At 68.7% G+C, this 19,020-nt stretch carries 15 protein-coding genes and 1 tRNA gene; 5 read left to right on the forward strand and 11 right to left on the reverse strand.

The annotated features are described in order from the left end of the window. Window positions 1–50: 50 nt before the first annotated feature. The 3 genes from GLO27_RS09180 to GLO27_RS09190 form a co-directional block, all read right to left on the reverse strand. Window positions 51–554, reverse strand: a complete 504-nt coding sequence (locus tag GLO27_RS09180; protein ID WP_208323730.1) for a PH domain-containing protein — start codon at window positions 552–554, stop codon at window positions 51–53. 86 nt (window positions 555–640) lie between these two features. Beyond that, window positions 641–1,411, reverse strand: a complete 771-nt coding sequence (locus tag GLO27_RS09185; protein WP_167254491.1) for a biotin--[acetyl-CoA-carboxylase] ligase — start codon at window positions 1,409–1,411, stop codon at window positions 641–643. A gap of 2 nt (window positions 1,412–1,413) precedes the next feature. Beyond that, on the reverse strand, window positions 1,414–2,697 hold the full coding sequence (locus GLO27_RS09190; protein WP_021200313.1) for a CDP-glycerol glycerophosphotransferase family protein: 1,284 nt from the start codon (window positions 2,695–2,697) through the stop codon (window positions 1,414–1,416). A 117-nt stretch (window positions 2,698–2,814) separates the two neighbouring features. On the opposite strand from GLO27_RS09190, the gene GLO27_RS09195 reads away from it, so the two are divergent. Next, window positions 2,815–3,888, forward strand: a complete 1,074-nt coding sequence (locus tag GLO27_RS09195) for a glycosyltransferase family 2 protein (protein ID WP_292776374.1) — start codon at window positions 2,815–2,817, stop codon at window positions 3,886–3,888. Window positions 3,889–3,981: 93 nt separating this feature from the next. Here the strand turns inward: GLO27_RS09195 and GLO27_RS09200 are convergent, their stop codons facing one another. The 3 genes from GLO27_RS09200 to GLO27_RS09210 are packed head-to-tail and all read right to left on the reverse strand — an operon-like array spanning window position 3,982 to window position 8,345. Further along, the gene (locus GLO27_RS09200; protein WP_029266770.1) at window positions 3,982–5,418 is read right to left on the reverse strand and encodes a CDP-glycerol glycerophosphotransferase family protein; all 1,437 of its coding nucleotides are present in this window, start codon (window positions 5,416–5,418) and stop codon (window positions 3,982–3,984) included. Continuing rightward, window positions 5,415–6,668, reverse strand: coding sequence for a CDP-glycerol glycerophosphotransferase family protein (locus GLO27_RS09205; RefSeq protein WP_167254493.1), 1,254 nt, complete (start codon window positions 6,666–6,668; stop codon window positions 5,415–5,417). Before GLO27_RS09205 ends, GLO27_RS09200 begins: the two co-directional genes overlap by 4 nt. A gap of 48 nt (window positions 6,669–6,716) precedes the next feature. After that, the gene (locus tag GLO27_RS09210) at window positions 6,717–8,345 is read right to left on the reverse strand and encodes a trypsin-like peptidase domain-containing protein (RefSeq protein WP_167254495.1); all 1,629 of its coding nucleotides are present in this window, start codon (window positions 8,343–8,345) and stop codon (window positions 6,717–6,719) included. A 98-nt stretch (window positions 8,346–8,443) separates the two neighbouring features. On the opposite strand from GLO27_RS09210, the gene GLO27_RS09215 reads away from it, so the two are divergent. After that, entirely contained in the window at window positions 8,444–9,646 is a 1,203-nt protein-coding gene (locus GLO27_RS09215) for an aminotransferase class I/II-fold pyridoxal phosphate-dependent enzyme (RefSeq protein WP_167254497.1), read from the forward strand. Window positions 9,647–9,653: 7 nt separating this feature from the next. Here GLO27_RS09215 and GLO27_RS09220 read toward each other — a convergent pair whose 3' ends face one another. Further along, window positions 9,654–10,505 carry a carbon-nitrogen hydrolase family protein gene (locus tag GLO27_RS09220; RefSeq protein ID WP_167254499.1) on the reverse strand — a complete coding sequence of 284 codons (852 nt, stop codon included), beginning with the start codon at window positions 10,503–10,505 and terminating at the stop codon, window positions 9,654–9,656. Window positions 10,506–10,600: 95 nt separating this feature from the next. Here GLO27_RS09220 and GLO27_RS09225 point away from each other — a divergent pair. Next, window positions 10,601–10,674: transfer RNA gene (locus tag GLO27_RS09225), tRNA-Met, on the forward strand. 106 nt (window positions 10,675–10,780) lie between these two features. Here the strand turns inward: GLO27_RS09225 and GLO27_RS09230 are convergent. After that, entirely contained in the window at window positions 10,781–11,188 is a 408-nt protein-coding gene (locus GLO27_RS09230; RefSeq protein WP_021200357.1) for an arsenate reductase ArsC, read from the reverse strand. Further along, window positions 11,185–12,552, reverse strand: a complete 1,368-nt coding sequence (locus tag GLO27_RS09235) for an FAD-dependent oxidoreductase (protein ID WP_208323586.1) — start codon at window positions 12,550–12,552, stop codon at window positions 11,185–11,187. The genes GLO27_RS09230 and GLO27_RS09235 overlap by 4 nt, the downstream gene beginning before the upstream one ends. 83 nt (window positions 12,553–12,635) lie before the next feature. On the opposite strand from GLO27_RS09235, the gene GLO27_RS09240 reads away from it, so the two are divergent. Further along, window positions 12,636–12,980, forward strand: coding sequence for a metalloregulator ArsR/SmtB family transcription factor (locus GLO27_RS09240; RefSeq protein WP_167254503.1), 345 nt, complete (start codon window positions 12,636–12,638; stop codon window positions 12,978–12,980). A gap of 73 nt (window positions 12,981–13,053) precedes the next feature. Here GLO27_RS09240 and GLO27_RS09245 read toward each other — a convergent pair whose 3' ends face one another. Continuing rightward, window positions 13,054–15,966 carry a UPF0182 family protein gene (locus GLO27_RS09245; protein ID WP_029260315.1) on the reverse strand — a complete coding sequence of 971 codons (2,913 nt, stop codon included), beginning with the start codon at window positions 15,964–15,966 and terminating at the stop codon, window positions 13,054–13,056. A 77-nt stretch (window positions 15,967–16,043) separates the two neighbouring features. Further along, on the reverse strand, window positions 16,044–17,135 hold the full coding sequence (locus GLO27_RS09250; protein ID WP_021199640.1) for a PDZ domain-containing protein: 1,092 nt from the start codon (window positions 17,133–17,135) through the stop codon (window positions 16,044–16,046). 118 nt (window positions 17,136–17,253) lie between these two features. On the opposite strand from GLO27_RS09250, the gene GLO27_RS09255 reads away from it, so the two are divergent. Further along, complete coding sequence (locus GLO27_RS09255; protein WP_021199639.1) at window positions 17,254–18,663, forward strand: zinc-dependent metalloprotease; 1,410 nt, start codon at window positions 17,254–17,256, stop codon at window positions 18,661–18,663. The last annotated feature ends 357 nt before the right edge of the window (window positions 18,664–19,020 follow it).

Genomic DNA, 19,020 nt, shown 5'->3' on the forward strand with positions numbered 1-19,020 from the left:
ATGGGCGTCGCCGGCGCCGGCTCGCTCCGCGGCATGCCCGGCGAGGGAACTCAGTCGCCGACGGCCTGCGCGTCGCGGTGGGCGAGGATCTGCCCGACCTCGATCTGGTCGGCAAGCGTCTCGTGCACCAGAGTCACGTTCGGCACGTTCGGCAGTCGCAGCGGCGCGTCGACGCCGTTCGAGAGGGTGATCGTGCCCGACCCCCACAACCGCTGCAAGGGCCCCCGCCGAACGGCGATCGTGTAGCCCCGGGCATGCGACATCTCATGGCGCCGACGAGAACCGATCCCCTGGCGGACGATGACCCGCCGCGTCGTGACGGTGGTGCTCCGCGAGTACCAGACGATGAACGGCAGCACGACGGCGAACAGCAACAGCGCACACGCCGCGGCGAGGAGCATCCAGTCCTCGAACCCCGCCGGGAGGTTGCCGAAGAAGTACGCCGTCGCTCCGAAGGTGGCGATGAGGACGAGAGCCGACCAGAACAGCCGACGTGCGTGGCTTCGGAAGCGCGCGATCAACAGCTCCTCCGAAGGCGTACCGGGCGGCGGCATCAGGGGCCGCCCGCCGAGCGTCACAGGCTGGGTCACCCCACCATTGTGCCCGTGATCTGCGACAAAGCCGTCTGTGCGGCGGCGTGTCAGCTTCCGGCCGGGCGCACGTGCACGACATCCCCCGCAGAGATCGCGTGCTGGAGACCTTCGGATTCGACGAGAAGACGACCGTCCGGGTCGATCGCCGTCGCCACTCCTTCGAGAGAGCGTCCAGCCGGCAGCGATACCCGCACCGTCTGCCCGAGAGTCGCGCACCGCGCCGACACGGCGCCGTGCAGACCGCTCACGACCGCGTTCTCCGTGACGGTCAGCGCGGAGAGCAGGCCGTCGAGTCTCTCGAGGTAGCTGGAGAGCAGGAGATCGTCGTCCGCGACGGCGCCGAGTGCGGCGAACGACGAGGCCGACGGCACGGGAAGCTGCTCGGCCGTCATGGCGGTGTTCACGCCGGCGCCGAGAACGACGGCGTCCGTCGTCGCTTCCGCGAGGATGCCGCAGATCTTGCGTCCATCCACGAGGACATCGTTCGGCCACTTCACGGCGACGTCGTGCGTCGGAAGCTGCTCAGCGATCGCCTCCGCCATGGCCACCCCTGCGGCGAGCGGGATCCACCCGCGCGCGGCAGGATCGGCGGGAAGCGCCCGAAGCAGGACCGAGACGGCGATGGCCGCGCCCGCGGGTGCCGTCCAGGTGCGGTCGAGGCGGCCACGTCCGGCCGTCTGGTCGTGCGTGACCAGGACCGCCAGGTGCGGCCACGCGTCGGCATCGGACGCGTGCGCGCGCAGATCGGCGTTCGTGGAGCCGGTGGCACCCACCAGATCGAGACGAGCGGCGATCGCACGCGCGAGGGGGAGATCCATGATCAGGAGTCCTCGTCGGCTTCCTCGTCGTCGTCGTCATCCTCGTCGGTTCGAACGGTCCCGACCTCGTGAGCCTGCCAGCGCTCCCACTCCTGCATGAGGCCGTCGACAGCCGCATGGAACTTCGCGGTGGCCACCCCGTGCGTCGTGTCACCGAAATAGTGCTGGACCCACATCCGCAACCGGGCGATCGCAGCCTCATCCGCGCGGACGCGGTCGACCTCGGCCACGATGTCGGCCGCCGCCTCGGCGGTCAACCATTCGCAGTCCGCCAGGTAGCCCTGCGTGTCGATCGATGCCTGCTCGTCGGTCGGACGCGTGATCATCAGCGGCTTCCCCGCCGCAAGCCGGTCGTACACCATCGCGGAGATGTCGACGATCGCGACGTCAGCCGCCGTCAGCTGCCAACCGAGTTCCGGAGCTGCATCGTAGATGTGGTGTGCGTTCGGGTCCGCCGTGTTCGCCGCATGGATCGCAGCCACGATCCGTCGGTGCGCGGCTCCGTACTCCTCGTCGACGACCCCGCTGCGAGGGTGGGGACGGTAGATGACACGGTGGGCGCCGGTCGCGAGCAGGCGAGACACGAGAACCTCGCCGTGCGATGCGATCGAACCGTAGTGCGCGCTGGGTCGGTCTCCCTCCCACGTCGGCGCGTAGAGCACCACGGTGCGCTCATCGGGAGTGTACGGAAGGGTGCCGGCGTAATGATCGGCCTGCGGGCGACCGATCTCGATCGTGCGGCGGTCGACGTCGTAGTCCCACAGCGTGCGCGAGAGACGATCACGGGCGGCCTGTCCGGCGACGAACGCGTAGTCGTAGGCCTTGTACTGGTTCGTCGTCATGTACATCTTGTCGGACTCGCCGTGGTTGATGAACACGTGCCAACGCCGCCCGTAGCGGAACATCTGGAAGTTCCGAGTGTTCTGGTTCACGTAGAGCACCAGGCGGATGTCCTGGGTCGCGATGAAGCGTTCCATGTCGCGCACCTTCGGCACGAAAGCCACGGGCGGCGAATCCTCCTCGAGCAGCTTCTCGGTCCCGGTCGCCTGGCGGGAGAGCACGACGACGGGCCAGCGCTTCGAGAGCTCGGCGAGCGGGCGGTACCACTGGCGCATCTGGTACATGTTCACCGCGCCGTCGGCGAAGTAGACCGCGACCTTGAAATGATCGGCCGGAAGCGGTTCGCGCTCGGCGAGACGCCGCCGCACACGCTGCACCGCGGTGCGAGACGCGAGCGCCCGCTTCAGCAGACGATATGCCTTCTTCGCGTCAGACAGTGCACCCATCCCTCCAGAATAGTTCGTCCGCGTCGCTTCCTCCGGCTGAGCCCCAGCCACGTACCCGAGGTCTGCCCCTCCCACACCCTCAGGCAACGTCCGTCGACGCCGTGCCATGATCGTCATGTGCCCGCAGACGAATTCCCCACTCCCCGGCCCGGGGTGTCCTTCGTGATGCCGGTGCTCAACGAGCGTGCATACCTCGAACACGCGATCGCGTCGGTGCTCGCACAGGATGTCGACGCTCCCACCGAACTCGTGCTCGCGCTGGGGCCGTCGACGGACGGCACCACCGAGCTCGCGCGACGGCTCGCCGACGCGGACGACCGCATCCGGCTGCTCGACAATCCTGCGGCGCACATCCCCGTCGGCCTGAACGCCGCGATCCGCGCAAGCCGCTACGACACGATCGTGCGCGTGGACGCGCACTCCGAGCTCTCCCCCGGGTACGCCGCTCGGGCGCTGAAGACCCTGGAACGCACCGACTCCGCGAACGTCGGCGGCGTGATGCATGCCGAAGGACGCACCCCCTTCCAGAAGGCCGTGGCGCGTCTGTACAACTCGCCGGTCGGGCTCGGTGGTGGCGCATATCACGGGAGCTCCCAGGAAGGCGAGGCGGAGTCGGCCTACCTCGGCGTGATGCGGCGTGACGTGCTCGACGAGGTCGGGTTGTTCGACGAGTCGATTCGACGCGGCGAGGACTGGGAGCTCAACCTCCGGATCCGCCAGGCAGGTCATCGGGTCTGGTTCGACCCCGACCTGTCCGTCACCTACTGGCCACGGGAGAGCTGGCTGCGTCTGGCCCGACAGTTCCGTGCCACCGGGGCCTGGCGGGGCGAGCTCGTTCGGCGGTTCGGACGGAGCAACGGGCTTCGATACTTCGCCCCGCCCGCGCTTGTCGTGGTCGTCGCCCTCGCCGTCCTCGTCGGGGTCCTGCAGGTGACCGGCGTGCTCACCGGGGTGGCCTCGATGGTCGCCTCCCTTCTCGTGTACGGACCGCTCGCCCTCTACCTGCTGCTCATCCTCGGCGTCGCGCTGGCTCCCGGCGGAGGGGGCGTGCGACAGCGGATGTGGACGCTCCTCGTCCTGCCGACGATGCACATCTCCTGGGGTCTGGGCTTCCTCGGCGGCGTGCTCCGGGGAGCCCACGACACCGTGGACGCCTCGCGTCTCGGCACCCGCAACACCCCGCTGCCCTGACCCCCTCGCACGGAAACCGTCGAGCTGACGCCCTCGCTGACGAGATCTCTCGCCGGAGGTGTTCCACGCGAGCGTGCTCGCGCCCCGCCGCGCTCAGGCCGTGACGAACCCGAGGTCCAGGATGCGGTCGACCACGCGCCGCGCGGCATGACCGTCGTCGCGAGCGTTGAACTGCTGACGCCAGGCGGCATAGCGATCCGCATACGTCGCCTCATGGCGCTCGTCGTCGAGGGCAGCGGTGAGCTCCTCCTGCGTCCGCACGAGCGGACCGGGCGCCCTCTCCGCGAGATCGAAGTAGAAACCGCGCAGCTGTCCGCGATAGTGATCGATGTCGGGCACCAGGAAGTACATCGGCTTGCCGGTGACGCTGAAGTCGAACATGACCGAGGAGTAGTCGGTGATCAGCGCATCCGCGGCGAGCAGCAGCCGCGCCGTCTCCGGGTAGCCGGTCACATCGATGACCCGTGCACCGGCGAGATCCCGCCCCTGTTCCAGAGTGCGGGAGTGACCGCGAACGAGGACCACGGCGTTCGCCTGGCGTGCCAGAAGCTCCGCGTCGACGAAGTCGACCATCTCGGCGCGATCGTCACGCCAGGTCGGCGCGTAGAGCAGCACCCGCTCATCGGGGCCGATGCCGAGCGCTGCACGGACCGCGACGGGATCACCCGTCGTGAGCGCATCGTTCCTGGGGTATCCCTCCACCCAGATCGGTCGCCCGAAGAAGGCGTACGCCTTCCGGAGGATGCGCTCGGAATACGGGTTCTGCGCCAGCAGGACGTCCCAGCGCCGGGATTCCTTCACGACCGCCGCCATCCGGCGCGGATCGAAACCGGGACGGTGCAGCGCGAGCCGCTTGAGGGGTGTGCCATGCCAGGTCTGGAGCACCTTCTGGCCGGGCTTGCGAGCGAAGCGCCGTCGCAGCCAGTCGTTCACCACGAGCAGTCGAGCGGCTCCGCGTGCGTGCCACCACTGCGGGCTGCCCTCGACGACCGCGATCGCGCCCTCCGGCACCTCGACGGAGAGGTCGACCACACTCCAATACCGTCGCACCTGGGGGGCTCGCGCCGCCAGTTCCCGGTCGATGGCCCGAGGGTTGCAGCCGACGCTGCGTCCGTAGAAGCTCTCGAAGAACACGGCGTTCTCCGTGCCTCCCGCCTGTGCGACGTACCTCTCCTCGAGGGTGGATCGTCCTTCCGCCGTCTCGTACACCGGATCGATCGGCGCGGCGATGCGCACGACACCGGCCTCGACGGCGATGCGCACCCCGGTGAGCACCACCGGAGCGATGCGCACGCCGTCGAGGTCGGCGCCGGCGATCCGCAGTTCGTAGGAGCCGGTCGGCAGCGGGAGCGAGGGCCCGCCCCAACGCGATGCCTGCAGCGGGAACGTCGCCTTCCAGGTCGCGCCGCCTCCGCTGATACGAGCCTCGACGTGCGCCCGCGGTCCGCGCAGGTCGGCCGTCTCCGGTCGCTGACCGGTCCCTTCGATGATCAGGGCCTCCGCCGCGTCATCGATGCGGGCCGTTGTCATACTGCTCCCTTCGGCGCGGGAATTCCCCGTGCGCGGATGACCTGATAGACGCGTTCGGTGTTGCGTCCGTCCCGATACGCGTGCATCTCCGCGCTGAGCGTAGCGGAACGGACGGATGCCGCGTCGCGGACGGCATCGTCTGCGAGGAGGGCGTCGAGCTGCGCGAGCAGCTCCGTCCAGTCAGCGGCGGCATCCGGGCCCGCGACGTCATCGAACCGACCGTAGAAGCCACGGGTGGTGGCGTACTCCTCCGCATCGGGAGCCAGGAAGAGCACCGGCATGCGCAGGAGACCGACGTCGTACGCGAGTGACGAGTAGTCGGTCACGAGCACGTCGAATGCCGCGAGCGCCGGCGTCACGTCCGACAGCACTGGGGCCCCGAGCGCGCGCACCCGCCTGCTCGGAAGAGGCGGAGCATAACCGCCTTCGCCGAGAGGATGCGAGCGTACGAAAAGAACGGCGTCACGTTCTTCGAGGAGCCGGAGGATGCGGATCCACTCGTCGGCGGTGGGAACCGCGGGGTCGGGGGCACCGTCACGCCAGGTGGGCGCATACAGGATGGAGCGCGCCGTCTCCGGGATCTCTCCCGCCACTGCACGGAGAAGAGTGGATGCCGCCGACCGCACCTCGTCGACCGCACCACGCGAGAGCACGTCGACTCGGGGTTCTCCAGTCACCACTACGCGGTCGCCCCCGAGTCCGAAGGCGGACTCCAGACGCCCTCTCGCGCGGTGCGAAGCCGCGGGGAGCACTCGGATGCGCTGGGCCGCCGCGCGGTAGAGGATGCCGACGGCACGGCGGAGCAGCGCTGCGCCGGGAACGTTCGGAACCTGGGTGGTCGCGGGCGAGTCCAGGCCGATGCGCTTCAGGGGAATCCCATGCCAGAGCTGCACCACGAAGGCACCGCCGTTCGCGTAGCGGTTCACATCGCCGAGCCCGTGCGTCACGACGAGCACCCCGGCCCGCGCTGTGTGCCACCAGCCGCGAAGCCCGCCCTTGCGCGCGGACCGGATGCCGAGCGCCGCCGCATCCCGATCCTCGCGCTCCGACGATGTGAGCCATATCGTGTCGTGGCCGGCCGCCGATGCGAAGCGCTGCAGTGCGAGGGCGCCGTCGCCCACCCCGGCTCCGCAGCCGAAGACCCAGCGCCGACCGCGCGGAAGGAGGACCGTGCCGATGCGTCCGACGGCATACAGCGGGATCCGCAGGAGCTTGGCCGCATTGCCGGTGCCGAAAGAGAAGGACGCCACCCCGCGAGCCTATCGCGGGGTGGCGTCCTTCTCGGCGCGCGGTGGGCTTCAGCCGGCGAGTTCGCCGAGCTTCACCTCGACGTCGTACTGCTTGCCGCCGCGCACGTAGGTGACCTTGGCATCGCTGCCGGCCGCCGCCGCACGCACCTGAGCGGTGAGATCGCTCGCGCTGGTGATCGGGACTCCGTTGAACGTGGTGACGACGTCACCCTCCTGGATGCCGGCCGCAGCCGCAGCGCCGCCGTCCGTCGCCTTGGCGATGTACGCGCCGGAGACGGTGGCACCCTGCACGCTCGACGCGTCCTGGACCGAGGCGCCGAGAAGGCCGTGCGTCGCCGCACCGTCGGCGATGATCTCGTCGGAGACCCGCTTGGCGATGTTCGACGGGATGGCGAAGCCGATGCCGATCGAGCCCGACTCTTCGGAGCTTCCCGAGCTCGCGATCGCCACGTTGATACCGATCAGCTCGCCCTTGCTGTTCACGAGCGCACCACCGGAGTTCCCGTGGTTGATCGCGGCATCCGTCTGGATCACCGCGATCGAGATGGAGTCCGAGGTCTGCGGCGTGCCGCTGCCCGGGATGTCGAACTGGAACGGCCCTTGGCCCTGTCCCTGATCGGGCGTCTGCTGCTGGTTCGGAGCGTCCTCGGAGGACGAGTCGGGCAGAGCGGAGGAAGCGATCTGGATGCTCCGGTTCAGCGCGCTCACGATGCCCGTCGTGACCGAGTTCGCGAGCCCGAGCGGGGCTCCGAGCGCCACCGCGGTATCGCCGACGTTGAGCTTCGAGGAATCGGCGAAGTCGATCGGGGTGAGCCCCTTGGCATCCTTCAGCTTGATCACGGCCAGATCGTAGATCGGGTCGGTGCCGACCACGGTCGCCTCGAAGATGCGTCCATCGGACGTGGTCACCCGGATCGTCGGATCCGCGACAGCGCCGCCCAGCGTCACGACGTGCGTGTTGGTGAGCACGTAGCCGTCATCGCTGATGATGACACCGGATCCGCTGCCTGCCTGGTCGGAGCCCGCCACCTCGATGGTGACGACGGACGGGAGTGCGGCGGTCGCGACAGCCGTGGTCTCGTTGACGGAACCGGGGTTGTTCACGGTCACCGTCTGCGGCCCGGTCGCCGTGCCCGAGGAGGGCTGGTCCTGGAGCCCGTTCAGCAGAGCGCCTCCGCCGAAACCGGCGACCCCGCCGACCAGAGCGGCCGCGACGATGAAAGCGGCGAACTTCGCGCCGCTACGCGGCTTCTGCTCCTTGGTCTTCGTCCCCTCGCCCGGAAGGCCGGCACCGCCGTCGAGCGGCTGCGTCGGCTGGGTGTACGACGATGTGGTGGGGATGCCGAACGCCGCGCCCTGCGCGGTGGCGGTTGCCGGCGCGGTGGCGGCGGGTGCCGCGTAGCCCTGCGGGACCGGTGCGATCACCGGTGCGGCCGGGGCCTGCGAGGCGAACGTCGACGGCATCTCATGCCCGTGCACCGGCGCAGCGGGTGCCGGCGCGGCCGACGCCGGTGTGACGGGTGCCGGCGCGGCCGACGCCGGCGTGGCGGGCGCCGGTGTGGCGTTGTCAGCGGCGGCATCCGTCGCCGACTGAGCGGCGACCTCTGCGGCCTCGGTGGACGGCACGGCGTCGTTCGACGCGGGTGCCGACTGGTCCTGGGGGTTGTCTTCGTTCATGGTGTGTGCTCCTTCGACGACCATTTCAGAATGACGCCTGTATCTGTGCGTTCCTTATGCCGAAGATGAGTTTCAGCTATGGCCTTAGCCTGTTCTTCATGAGTGTCACTCCCGGCGCATGGCGTCGTACAGCAGCGGGTGCAGGTCTGCTCGCTGCGGACGGAACCGTCGCGCCCACCATCTTCGCAGAGATGTCGGCAGCAGCGGCCCGAACCGGAGCGATCAATCTCGGTCAGGGTTTCCCCGACGAAGACGGTCCCGCAGCGGTGCTGGAGGCGGCGCGACAGGCCATCGCAGATGGAGCGAACCAATATCCTCCCGGTCGCGGAACCCCGGATCTCCTCGACGCCATCAGCGCTCATCAGCGTCGCTTCTACGGGTTGACCGTCGATCCCACACGCGAGGTGATCGTGACGGCCGGGGCGACGGAAGCGCTGACCGCGGCACTGCTGGCGCTGATCGACGGCCCGGACGACGAGGTGGTCGTGTTCGAGCCGTTCTACGACTCCTACGCCGCGGCCGTGGCTCTCGCGGGGGCGCGCCTTCGCACCGTCCCGCTGCGGGCCCCGGACTTCCAGCCCGACCTCGACCGACTCGCGGCAGCGGTGACCGACCGCACCAGGATCATCCTGGTCAACGACCCGCACAACCCCACGGGCGCGGTGTTCGGGCGCGAGGTTCTCAGCGAGGTGGTGCGTCTGGCGGAGAGGCACGACGCGATCATCGTCACCGACGAGGTGTACGAGCACCTGGCCTTCCATGCGCCGCACACGCCGATCGCGACCCTCCCCGGAGCGGCCGAGCGCACACTGACCATCTCGTCCGCCGGCAAGACCTTCTCCACGACGGGATGGAAGATCGGCTGGGTGCACGGGCCGGCCGCGCTCATCACGGCCGTGCTGACGGTGAAGCAGTACCTCACGTATGTGAACGGCTCCCCCTTCCAGCCTGCCATCGCTGTGGGGCTGCGGATGGACGACGCGTACTTCGCGGATGCGGCCGCCGCGCTCGCGCGAAAGCACGAGATCCTCGGAGCCGGGTTGAGGGAGGCCGGATTCACCGTGCACGCCCCGCAGGGCGGCTACTTCACCGTCGCCGATGCGACCGCACTGGGCGGCGCGGACGCCGCAGCGTTCTGCCGCGCTCTGCCCGAACGCGCGGGCGTCGTCGCGATCCCGCTCACGGCCTTCGTCTCGGAGGCGCACCGGGGCGAGTACTCGGGCCTGGTGCGCTTCGCGGCCTGCAAGCGCGTCGACGTGCTCGAAGAGGCAGCTGCGCGTCTCGCAGGCTTCTCCGCCTGACTGCGGATCAGGAGGGAGCCCCGGGGGCGACCGCTCCGCCGGGGACGGTGTCATGCGGCACGACCGCGTAGCGCCGCACCCGCAGCGACGGGTTCGTCGCCCGCACGCGCGCGATCGTCTCCCCCTCCACCACGGCGACCGCGATCCCGGGAGCAGTGCCCACACCGGCGAGGATCACGCCCTGCGGATCGATGACCTGCGAATGTCCAACGCCGATCGGAGTCGGGTGGTCCGCGGCGATCACATAGACGGTGTTCTCGATCGCACGGGCGGCGAGCAGCGTGGTCCAGTGATGCTCCTTGAGCGGTCCTCTGACCCACTCCGCCGGCACGACGAGGGCGTCGGTCTGCGCATCGACGAGCGAACGGGCCACCTCGGGGAAGCGGAGGTCGTAGCAGGTCATGAGTCCGAAGCGCAGACCGCCGAGGTCAAAGGTGGCCGCTGGGCCCAGCTCACCCGGTTCGACCCAGTCGGACTCCCGCTGCCCGAATGCGTCGTACAGATGCTGCTTGCGGTACACGGCGAGTATGCCGTCGCCGCGCACCGCCACGACGGAGTTCCGCACCCGCTCACCGTCCGCGGCCCGCTCCGCGAGACCGGCGACGATCACGACGGCGTACTCGGCGGCCAGAGCGGCCAAGGTCGCGACGAACTCCCCATCGAGGTCCTCGGCGTTCGCCGCGAGGCTCTCGTCCAGAGGATCCACGAAGTAGCTCGAGTACTCCGGGAACACGACCAGCTTCGCACCACGCGCGGCGGCATCGGCCGTCAATTCGGCGATCCGCTCGCGGTTGTCGGCTCGGGATGCGGTGGGCGCGAACTGGCACACGGCGACGGGGACGGCTGCGATCTCGGACATGACTCCATCCTCTCGCATCGACACGCCCGGGACGTCGTCCCGATGCCCTCTCGATTCGACCGACTCCGGAATCCGTGATAAGTTACTTCTTGTGCCGCGGGGTGGAGCAGTTCGGTAGCTCGCCGGGCTCATAACCCGGAGGTCGCAGGTTCAAATCCTGTCCCCGCAACAAATGAAAGGCCCTCTGACTCGGAGAAATCCAGGTCAGGGGGCCTTTCGCTTTGCTTCGCGTGCGACGCACTCGATCGGATTCGATCGAGTGCGTCGCACCCGGCTCAGATCAGGTCGGCCACCAGACGTTCGATCCGGGCGCGGATGTCGTCCCGGATCGGTCGCACGGCGTCGATCCCCTGTCCGGCAGGATCGTCGAGCTCCCAGTCCTCATAGCGCTTTCCCGGGAAGAACGGGCAGGCATCGCCACAGCCCATCGTGATCACGACATCGGAGGCCTGCACGGCTTCGGTGGTCAGCACCTTGGGCGATTCCGCCGTGATATCGACACCGAGCTCGGCCATGGCTTCCACCGCGACCGGGTTGATCTGATCCGCGGGCAGGGAACCGGCAGAGCGCACGTCGATCCGATCCCCCGCGATGTCACGCAGGAAACCCGCGGCCATCTGCGAGCGGCCGGCGTTGTGCACGCAGACGAAGAGGACGGAGGGCTTGACGGGTACGTCGGTCATCGGATGCTCCTCGCGGGCGTGCTGTCGGAATTCTCTGCGGCGTGATCGGCGGTTGCCGGAATCAACTCCATTCTCGCCCGAACCGTGCCGACCTGGACGAGGGGATTCCCACAGCAGCTGCCGCCTTCGCCATCGAAGTCACCCGATCCCCCGCAGACACCCGTCGCAGGCAGGGTGAGCTGCGTGCTCCGCGCGGCGATCAGGTCGCCCGCGAGCCGTGCGGCGACGCTGCGTGCCTGCTCGAATCCCGTGAGCGCCAGGAATGTGGGCGCACGCCCGTAGCTCTTCGCGCCGATGATGTAGAAATCGTCTTCCGGCTGGGTGAGCTCGGCCGCCCCTGTCGCCCCGACCGACCCGCAGGAGTGGACGTTCGGGTCGATGTCCGCGGCGATGCCGGCCACCGCCTCCAGAGTGGGGTCCCATGCCACACGCACCTCCGAGAGCATGCCGAGGTCGGGACGGAATCCCGTCAAGGCGAACACGTGCGAGACGCCCCTCACCGCACCTCCGCTGTCCGCAATGATCGTGAGACCCTCTTCGTCCGCGCGGAACTCCGCGACGCGGAACCCCTGGATGACATCGACGAGACCGGACTCGATGACTTTTCGAGCCCGCGCGCCCAGCGCCGCGCGCTCGGGAAGCGCATCGCCCGTTGCACCACCGAGCAGGCGGGACGCCGCCTTTCCCCGGCGCATCAGCCACGAGACCCGTGTACCGGGGTGTCGTCGCGCCAACGCGGTCAGGCGCAGCACGGTGTGCGTGGCCGAGTGCCCGGACCCGATGACGACCACGTGCCGCCCGGCCTGGGCCGTGACATCATCCGGAATCCGGTAGGAGATATGCGAGGCGAAGCCTGTCTCGCCGATCGCGGGGAGCCCCTCGGCTCCGGCCGGATTGGGGCGACCCCAGGTACCGCTCGCATCGACGACGGCTCGTGCACCGATCCGGAGTTCTTCGCCATCCGCGCCGAGCGCATGAACGACGAAGGGCTGTCCTGCGCGACCGCTCTCGACCACACGGTCCCGCCCCTTGCGCGCGACGCCGGTGACCGTCGTCGAGTAGCGGACCCGCTCCCCCAGCACCTCAGCGAGGGGCGCGAGATACCGCACGATCCACTCCGCGCCGGTCGGATACCCGTCCGTCGGAGCGGTCCATCCCGAGGGTTCCAGCAGGCGACGGGAGGCCGCATCGGTCAGCTCGGGCCAGCGGGAGAACAAGCGCACGTGCCCCCACTCGGAGACCGCGGTGGCGGGGCTCGACCCACGTTCCAACACGATCACATCGCACCCGCGCTCGGTGAGGTGTGCGGCGACGGCCAGCCCCTGGGGGCCTGCGCCGATGACGACGACGGGAAGCTCGGACATCACGTTCCTTACATTGATGAACTTCGATATGAACACAGTGCGTGATCTATCGATGTTTGTCAATACGTGGGTAGCATGGCCCTATGACCATCCCTGCCACGATCGACGCCGGCACCTCCTGCTGCGTACCGCGCATCACCTCGACCATCAGCACCGAGGAAGCCGAGAGGGTGGCGCGCGTGTTCAAGGCGCTGGGAGATCCGACCCGCGTGCGTCTGCTCTCCCTCATCGCCGCCGGTGACGGCGGGGAGGCGTGCATCTGCGATCTCACGGAGCCCGTCGGGCTCTCTCAGGGCACCGTTTCCCACCACATGAAGCTCCTCTCCGACGCGGGACTCGTCAGGCGCGAGCAGCGTGGACGTTGGGCGTACTACTCCCTCGACGTCGAGGCCATCGACGCCGCCTCCGCCGCACTTCGGCCCGCCTGACCGAGGAAGGTCCACCGGAGAGACGCGGATGGGCGCCCCCGGAGGGAGGCCCATTCGATGCGGATGTCTCGAATCAGTTGCCTGCGGCGGAGTCGAGCTCGATCAGCTTCTGCACCGCTGCGGTGAGACGCTCGTCCGCCTCGGCGAACTTCGCGAGGTCTCCCGCCTTCAGTGCCGTCTCACGGTCGACCAAGGCAGACTGCGCAGCCGCCAGCGCCTCCGCCTCGGCCCCCGTGGGCTGCGTGGGCTCCGTCGTCGGCACCTCGCCGGTATCGGGCACCTGAGCGTCCGGATCGGGTTCGACCGTGTCATCGCCGCCGGTTGCACCGGAGTCACCGCCGAAGAGGGTATCGAGGGCTTCGGTGAGCGTGTTCTCGAAGGCCACGCGGTCACCGAAGGCGACCAGCACCTTCTGCAGTCGAGGCAGCTGCGTCCCCTCGGACGACTGCACGTACACGGGCTGCACGTAGAGCAGACCGCCACCGACGGGCAGTGTCAGCAGGTTGCCATAGATGACCTCGGACTCCCCCTGCTGCAGCAGGTTGAGCTGAGGCACCACGGACGTGTCCGAGTTGTAGGTGTTCTGCACCTGACCGGGGCCGGGGACGGTCGTGTCGGTGTCGATCTCGAGCATGCGCAGCTGGCCGTAACCTTCTGCCTTCTTGCCCTTCTCCGAGCCGGCGTCCGAATCGACCGCGAGGTAGCCCATCAGCACGTCACGGCTTCCACCCGCGCCCTGCGAGTTCGGGATGAACGTCGAGAACATCGAGAATCTCGGAGTGTCCTGCCCCGGCATCTGCATGGTCAGGTAATACGGCGGCTGCAGCATCGATTCGCTGCGCGGGTCGTTCGGCGTCTGCCACCGGTTGTCCTGCTGTGCGAACGATCCGGCCTTGTCGACGTGGTAGACCCCGAGGATGTCACGCTGCACCTTGAACAGGTCGGTCGGGTAGCGCACGTGGCTCATGAGCTCGCCGGACATCTCGCTGATCGGCTTCACCGTCGACGGGTAGACCTTCTGCCAGGTCTTCAGCACCGGGTCCTCGTCGTCCCACGCGTAGAGCGTCACGGAGCCGTCGTAGGCGTCGACCGTCGCCTTGACCGAGTTGCGGATGTAGTTGATGTCGTCGATGGCGAGCGTCGGCGACGGGATGTTGGAGTCGGCGATCGCATCCGACAGGCTCACGCTCGTCGAGTACGGGTACGTCTGACTCGTGGTGTAGCCGTCGACGATCCAGACGATGCGGCCGTCCACCACGCTCGGGTACGGGTCGCTGTCGAGCTCGAGGTACGGCGCCACCTTCTGGACGCGCGTCTTGGGATCGCGGTCGTAGAGGATCTGCGAGTCCTCGTTCACCAGGTTCGAGAACAGGATCTGCTCGGACTGGAACTTCAGCGCGTAGAGGAGCTTCGTGAACGTGTCACCGATCTTCGGACCACCGTTCCCCTCGAACGTGGTCTTCGTCTCGCTCGAGCCGTCCTTGCCGCGCGGGTAGTCGATCTCCGCAGGCTCCGACCCCTCGGGGGCGCCGACGATCGAGTACTCGGGCGAGTTCTCGCCGAAGTACACGCGCGGCTCGAAGTTCTCGCGGTCCGACAGGAACCCGGAGGTGGGGATGCCGCGCTCGAGGAACACCGGTTCGCCGTCCGTGGTGCGCTGGTTTCCAGCGGCTGCGACGAGGCCGTAGCCGTGGGTGTAGACCGCGACGCGGTTGTTCCAGTTGTCGCCGTCGCCGAGTCCGGACATGTCGAGGTCGCGCACGGAAACCACGGTGTCCTGCATCTTCCCGTCGATCTCGTACCGGTCGACGTCCATCGTCGTCTGGAACTGGTAGTACCCGCGGTACTGCTCGAGCTGGCGTACCGTCGGCGGGATGACCTTCGGGTCCATGATGCGCGTCGAGGCGGTGGTCTCGGCGTCGGCGCGCAGCTGCCCCGCCTCTGCGTCGGTCTTGGCGGCGAAGGGCGTGGTCTCGAGGTCCGCGACCCCGTACGCCTCCTTCGTGCCGTCGATGTTCCGCTGGTAGTACTCGGCCTGGTAGGCGTTCTGGTTCGGCTTCACCTGGAAGGTGGTGACCACCCACGGGTATCCCACGCCGACGACGAGCGACGCCACGATGAGCAGCGCCGTCGCGGCCAGCGGGAAGCGCCAGCGGCCGATGACGGCGGTGACGAAGAAGAGGATCGCGACGACGGCGGCGATGATCGCGAGGATCGCGAGACCCGGGATCGTCGCGTTCACGCCCGTGTACGCCGCGCCCGTGATGCGGTCGTCGGGCTCGACGAGCGTCTTGTACTGATCGAGCCAGAGGCTCGCCGCCTGCACCAGCAGGTAGAGGCCCGCGATGACCGCGAGCTGGATGCGTGCGGGCTTCGAGATGCGCAGCTCACCCTGGCCGATGCGCACCGAGCCGTACAGGTACGACACGAGGGCGGTGACCAGGAGCGAGAGCAGCAGAACAGCCGAGATGAAGGCGAGCAGGATCGTGTAGAACGGCATCGCGAACATGTAGAAGCCGGTGTCGATGCCGAACTGCGGGTCGACGTCGGACGTCGCCACACCGTTGGCCCAGAGCCAGACGGTCTTCCACTGCCCCGCGGCCGCGAAGCCGGCGAACAGTCCGAAGAAGATGGGCATGCCCCACATCGCCAGGCGACGCAGCGGTTCGATGACCTCCTGGTACCGATCCAGCTGCGAGCTGAGTCGCACGTACACCGGACGCAGGCGGTACGCGAGTTGGATGACGACGAACAGCGGAACGGCCATCCCGAGGAAGCCGACCACGAACATCACCGCCGTGGCGATCCACTGCGTCGTGAGGACGCCGGTGAAGCCCACCTGGTCGAACCAGAGGAACTCGGTGTACAGGGAGGCGAACACGAAGAACACCGCGATCAAGGCGGCGATGATCACCAGGGAGATGCCGAGAATGCGTCGTGAGGTTCGAGGCGTGGCCGGGTTCGGAGCTGAAGGCGAGGAGGTCACCCCACCATCCTAGGCATCGCTCACTGTGGGCAGGCTGTCATCCCGGTCACGGCGAGGTCACGGCCGCACATGTGTGTTCAGCTCCCGGCGCGTTCGCAGGTCGGAAGAGCGGCGACGTCTCCGTCGTCCGCGATGACCTCGAGCGCGGCGAGAGACTCGTCGAGCGTCGCGGTGCGGATGACCTGGAGCCCGTCCGGCACATGCCCGACGACCTCGTCGCAGTTGGCCTCGGGAGCGAGGAAGTACTCGGCCCCCGCGTCCCTGGCACCGTAGAGCTTCTGCCGGATGCCGCCGATAGGCCCGACGGTGCCGGCCGCGTCGATCGTGCCGGTACCGGCCACGTCCTTCCCGCCGTTGAGCTCGCCCTCGGTCAGGGTGTCGATGATGCCGAGCGCGAACATCATCCCGGCGCTGGGGCCGCCGACGTTGTCGAGCTGGATCGTGACGTCGATCTCGAAGTCGTAGTCGGTGCGGAGCGTGATGCCGATGAGCCACAGGGTCGCGTCGCCCTCGGTGTGCTTCTCGGGAGTGATCTCGACGGTCTGCTCGGCTCCGGCGCGCAGCACGGTGAGCTGCACGGGGGCTCCCTCGGCAGCCTGGATCGCCTCGCGCAGCTGCGTCGCAGAGGTGACCGGCGTGCCGTCGATCGCGGTGATCACATCGTCGGCTTCGAGGATGCCGGCGGCCGGGGAGTCGGCGACGGCGTCGACGACGACGACCTGAGCACCGGTGTCGTACCCGAGCTCGTTCAGCGCAGCGGCCGTCGCCTCGTGCTGCGAGTCCACCATCAGCGTGGCGTTGCGCTCGTCGCGCTGCTCACTCGTCACCCCCTGCGGGAACACCGTGTCGAGCGGGACGACCGCCTTGGACGAGTCCATCCACGCCAGTGCCAGCTCGAACCAGCTCGGTGTGCGCTCGCGGTTGCCGACGACCTGGACCGTCGTGAGGTCCAGAGTGCCCGCGGTCTCGAAGGTCTCGGCGCCCTCGACGCTGATCAGCGGAACCTGCTCGCCGTCCGCTCCCTCCGCAGTGCCGAGGGTGTCGTACACCGGGCCCGGCCGCTGGATCACGTAGGGCGACGGCAGGAACGTCAGCACGACCAGGGCGATGAGCGCGACGATCAGCGCCCAGACTCCGAGTCCGAGCTTCCCAGACCGCGTTCGATCCACTGCATTCCTCCGTCGTTCGCGAGCGGCGTACACCGATCTGCCCGCATCGGGTTCGCGCGCAGAAACCTGTGACTAGCGTAGAGGCCACGGCAACAGAAGTGCTGAGAGGGCGAGCGACATGGCAGACAACGACCCGACACCCGAGGACTTCCAGGAGTTCCTGCGGAAGATGCTCTCGAATCAGGGCGGCGGGGACATCGACCCCGAAGCGCTCCGGGGCGCCTTCGAGGGGATGGACGGCTTCACACTCGATCCCGCGATGATGCAGACGATCATGTCGCAGCTGCAGGGCGCCTTCGGTGGCGATCCCTGGGAGAACGCGCTGCGCCAGGCCCTGTTCATCGCCAACCGCGACGGGCAGGGTGTGACCGACGGTTCACGCACCTCGCTCGCAGATTCCTTCGCGCTGGCGAATCTGTGGCTCGGCGAGGCGACGACGATCTCGGAGCTCTCCGAGACACCGACAGCGATGACCCGCGGCGAGTGGGTCGAGAAGACGCTGCCGGTGTGGAAGGAGATCGCCGACCCGGTGTCGACGAGCATCGCGGACGCGCTGACCTCCGCCCTGGACACGCAGGTGCCGGAGGAGATGCGCGACGTCGTCCAGGGGGCAGGCAAGCTGATGCGAGGCCTGGGCGGCTCGGTGTTCGCCGCGCAGTTCGGTCAGGTGCTCGGCAACCTCTCGCTCGAGGTGGTCTCCGGAGGCGATGTCGGCATCCCCGTGCTCCCCGCGGGGACGGCGGCCGTCATCCCGCAGAACCTCACCGCGTTCGGCGAAGGTCTCGAGATCCCCGAAGACCAGATCGCGCTCTACCTCGCCACCCGCGAGCTCGCGTACGCGCGGCTCTACCGGCACGCGAAGTGGCTCCACCTGCACGTGATGGCGCAGATCACCGACTTCGCGCGCGGAGTCACCGTCGATGTGGACGCGCTGGAAGACGTGGCCAGCCGCCTCGATCCCTCCGACCCCGAGGAACTGCGCGCGGCGATCGAGGGCGGCGCTCTCCTCCCCGTGCAGAGCGAGGCGCAGCGCGAGGCGCTCACCCGACTCGAGAACCTCATCGCGACGATCGACGGCTGGGTGGACGTGGTGACAGCCGAGGCGACCTCGCGGCTGCCCGACGGTGCCCGCATCGCGGAAGCCGCTCGACGCCGACGCGCCGTCGGCGGTCCTGCGGAAGACGCACTCGGCGCACTGGTCGGGCTCAAGCTGCGCCCCCGACGCATACGCGAAGCCTCCGCGATGTGGCAGGCGGTGACCGACGCCGTCGGCATCAGCGGACGCGACTCGCTGTGGGACTACCCCGACCTGATGCCGACGGCCGAGGACATCGACGACCCGAGCGGACTCGTCGCCCGGCTGCAGGCGGCTGAGCGTGGCGAACAGCCGGTGGCCGACGAGTTCGATGAAGCACTGGCCCGCCTGCTCGACGGCGACGACTTCTCGGCCGACGAGCCCGCAGCGGGAACCACGGATGAAGCGGACGGAGACGGCGACGCGGCCCCGGAGGGCGACCGACCGGTCTGAGGCAGGGTGCGGGCGTCCGAGGATGCCCGCACCTCTCCTCCCCCGCTCGACGAACGTCGGCGAGTTGTCCACGGATGCCCGGTTGCGGCCCCGCGATGCCGCCATCCTCTCCACAATCGGAGAGATGCCGCTCACCCCTCCGCTCCTCACACGTCTGCACCCGAGCTCTCCCCTGCTGTGGCGCGACGAGCACACCCTTCAGCTCGGAGATGACGGCGGCCTGCGCATCGATGCGGAGGACCCCTGGGTGGAACTGCTTCTCAGCCGGTTGCGCTCCGGTTTCCGGCGGGGTTCCTTCGACGTGATCGCGCACGCGGCCGGCGCTCCGCGGGAGGCGGCACGCACACTCCTCGCGCG

The organism is Microbacterium sp. Be9 (assembly GCF_011754135.1).
Classification (GTDB): Bacteria; Actinomycetota; Actinomycetes; order Actinomycetales; family Microbacteriaceae; genus Microbacterium; species Microbacterium maritypicum_A.

Bases quoted from the DNA above. Each gene is read 5' to 3' on its own strand.
- GLO27_RS09220 (WP_167254499.1), bottom strand. From the start codon at position 10,505: ATGTCCGAGATCGCAGCCGTCCCCGTCGCCGTGTGCCAGTTCGCGCCC.
- GLO27_RS09235 (WP_208323586.1), bottom strand. From the start codon at position 12,552: ATGTCCGAGCTTCCCGTCGTCGTCATCGGCGCAGGCCCCCAGGGGCTG.
- GLO27_RS09240 (WP_167254503.1), top strand. From the start codon at position 12,636: ATGACCATCCCTGCCACGATCGACGCCGGCACCTCCTGCTGCGTACCG.
- GLO27_RS09215 (WP_167254497.1), top strand. From the start codon at position 8,444: ATGAGTGTCACTCCCGGCGCATGGCGTCGTACAGCAGCGGGTGCAGGT.
- GLO27_RS09185 (WP_167254491.1), bottom strand. From the start codon at position 1,411: ATGGATCTCCCCCTCGCGCGTGCGATCGCCGCTCGTCTCGATCTGGTG.
- GLO27_RS09230 (WP_021200357.1), bottom strand. From the start codon at position 11,188: ATGACCGACGTACCCGTCAAGCCCTCCGTCCTCTTCGTCTGCGTGCAC.
- GLO27_RS09210 (WP_167254495.1), bottom strand. From the start codon at position 8,345: ATGAACGAAGACAACCCCCAGGACCAGTCGGCACCCGCGTCGAACGAC.
- GLO27_RS09200 (WP_029266770.1), bottom strand. From the start codon at position 5,418: ATGACAACGGCCCGCATCGATGACGCGGCGGAGGCCCTGATCATCGAA.
- GLO27_RS09190 (WP_021200313.1), bottom strand. From the start codon at position 2,697: ATGGGTGCACTGTCTGACGCGAAGAAGGCATATCGTCTGCTGAAGCGG.
- GLO27_RS09180 (WP_208323730.1), bottom strand. From the start codon at position 554: ATGCCGCCGCCCGGTACGCCTTCGGAGGAGCTGTTGATCGCGCGCTTC.
- GLO27_RS09255 (WP_021199639.1), top strand. From the start codon at position 17,254: ATGGCAGACAACGACCCGACACCCGAGGACTTCCAGGAGTTCCTGCGG.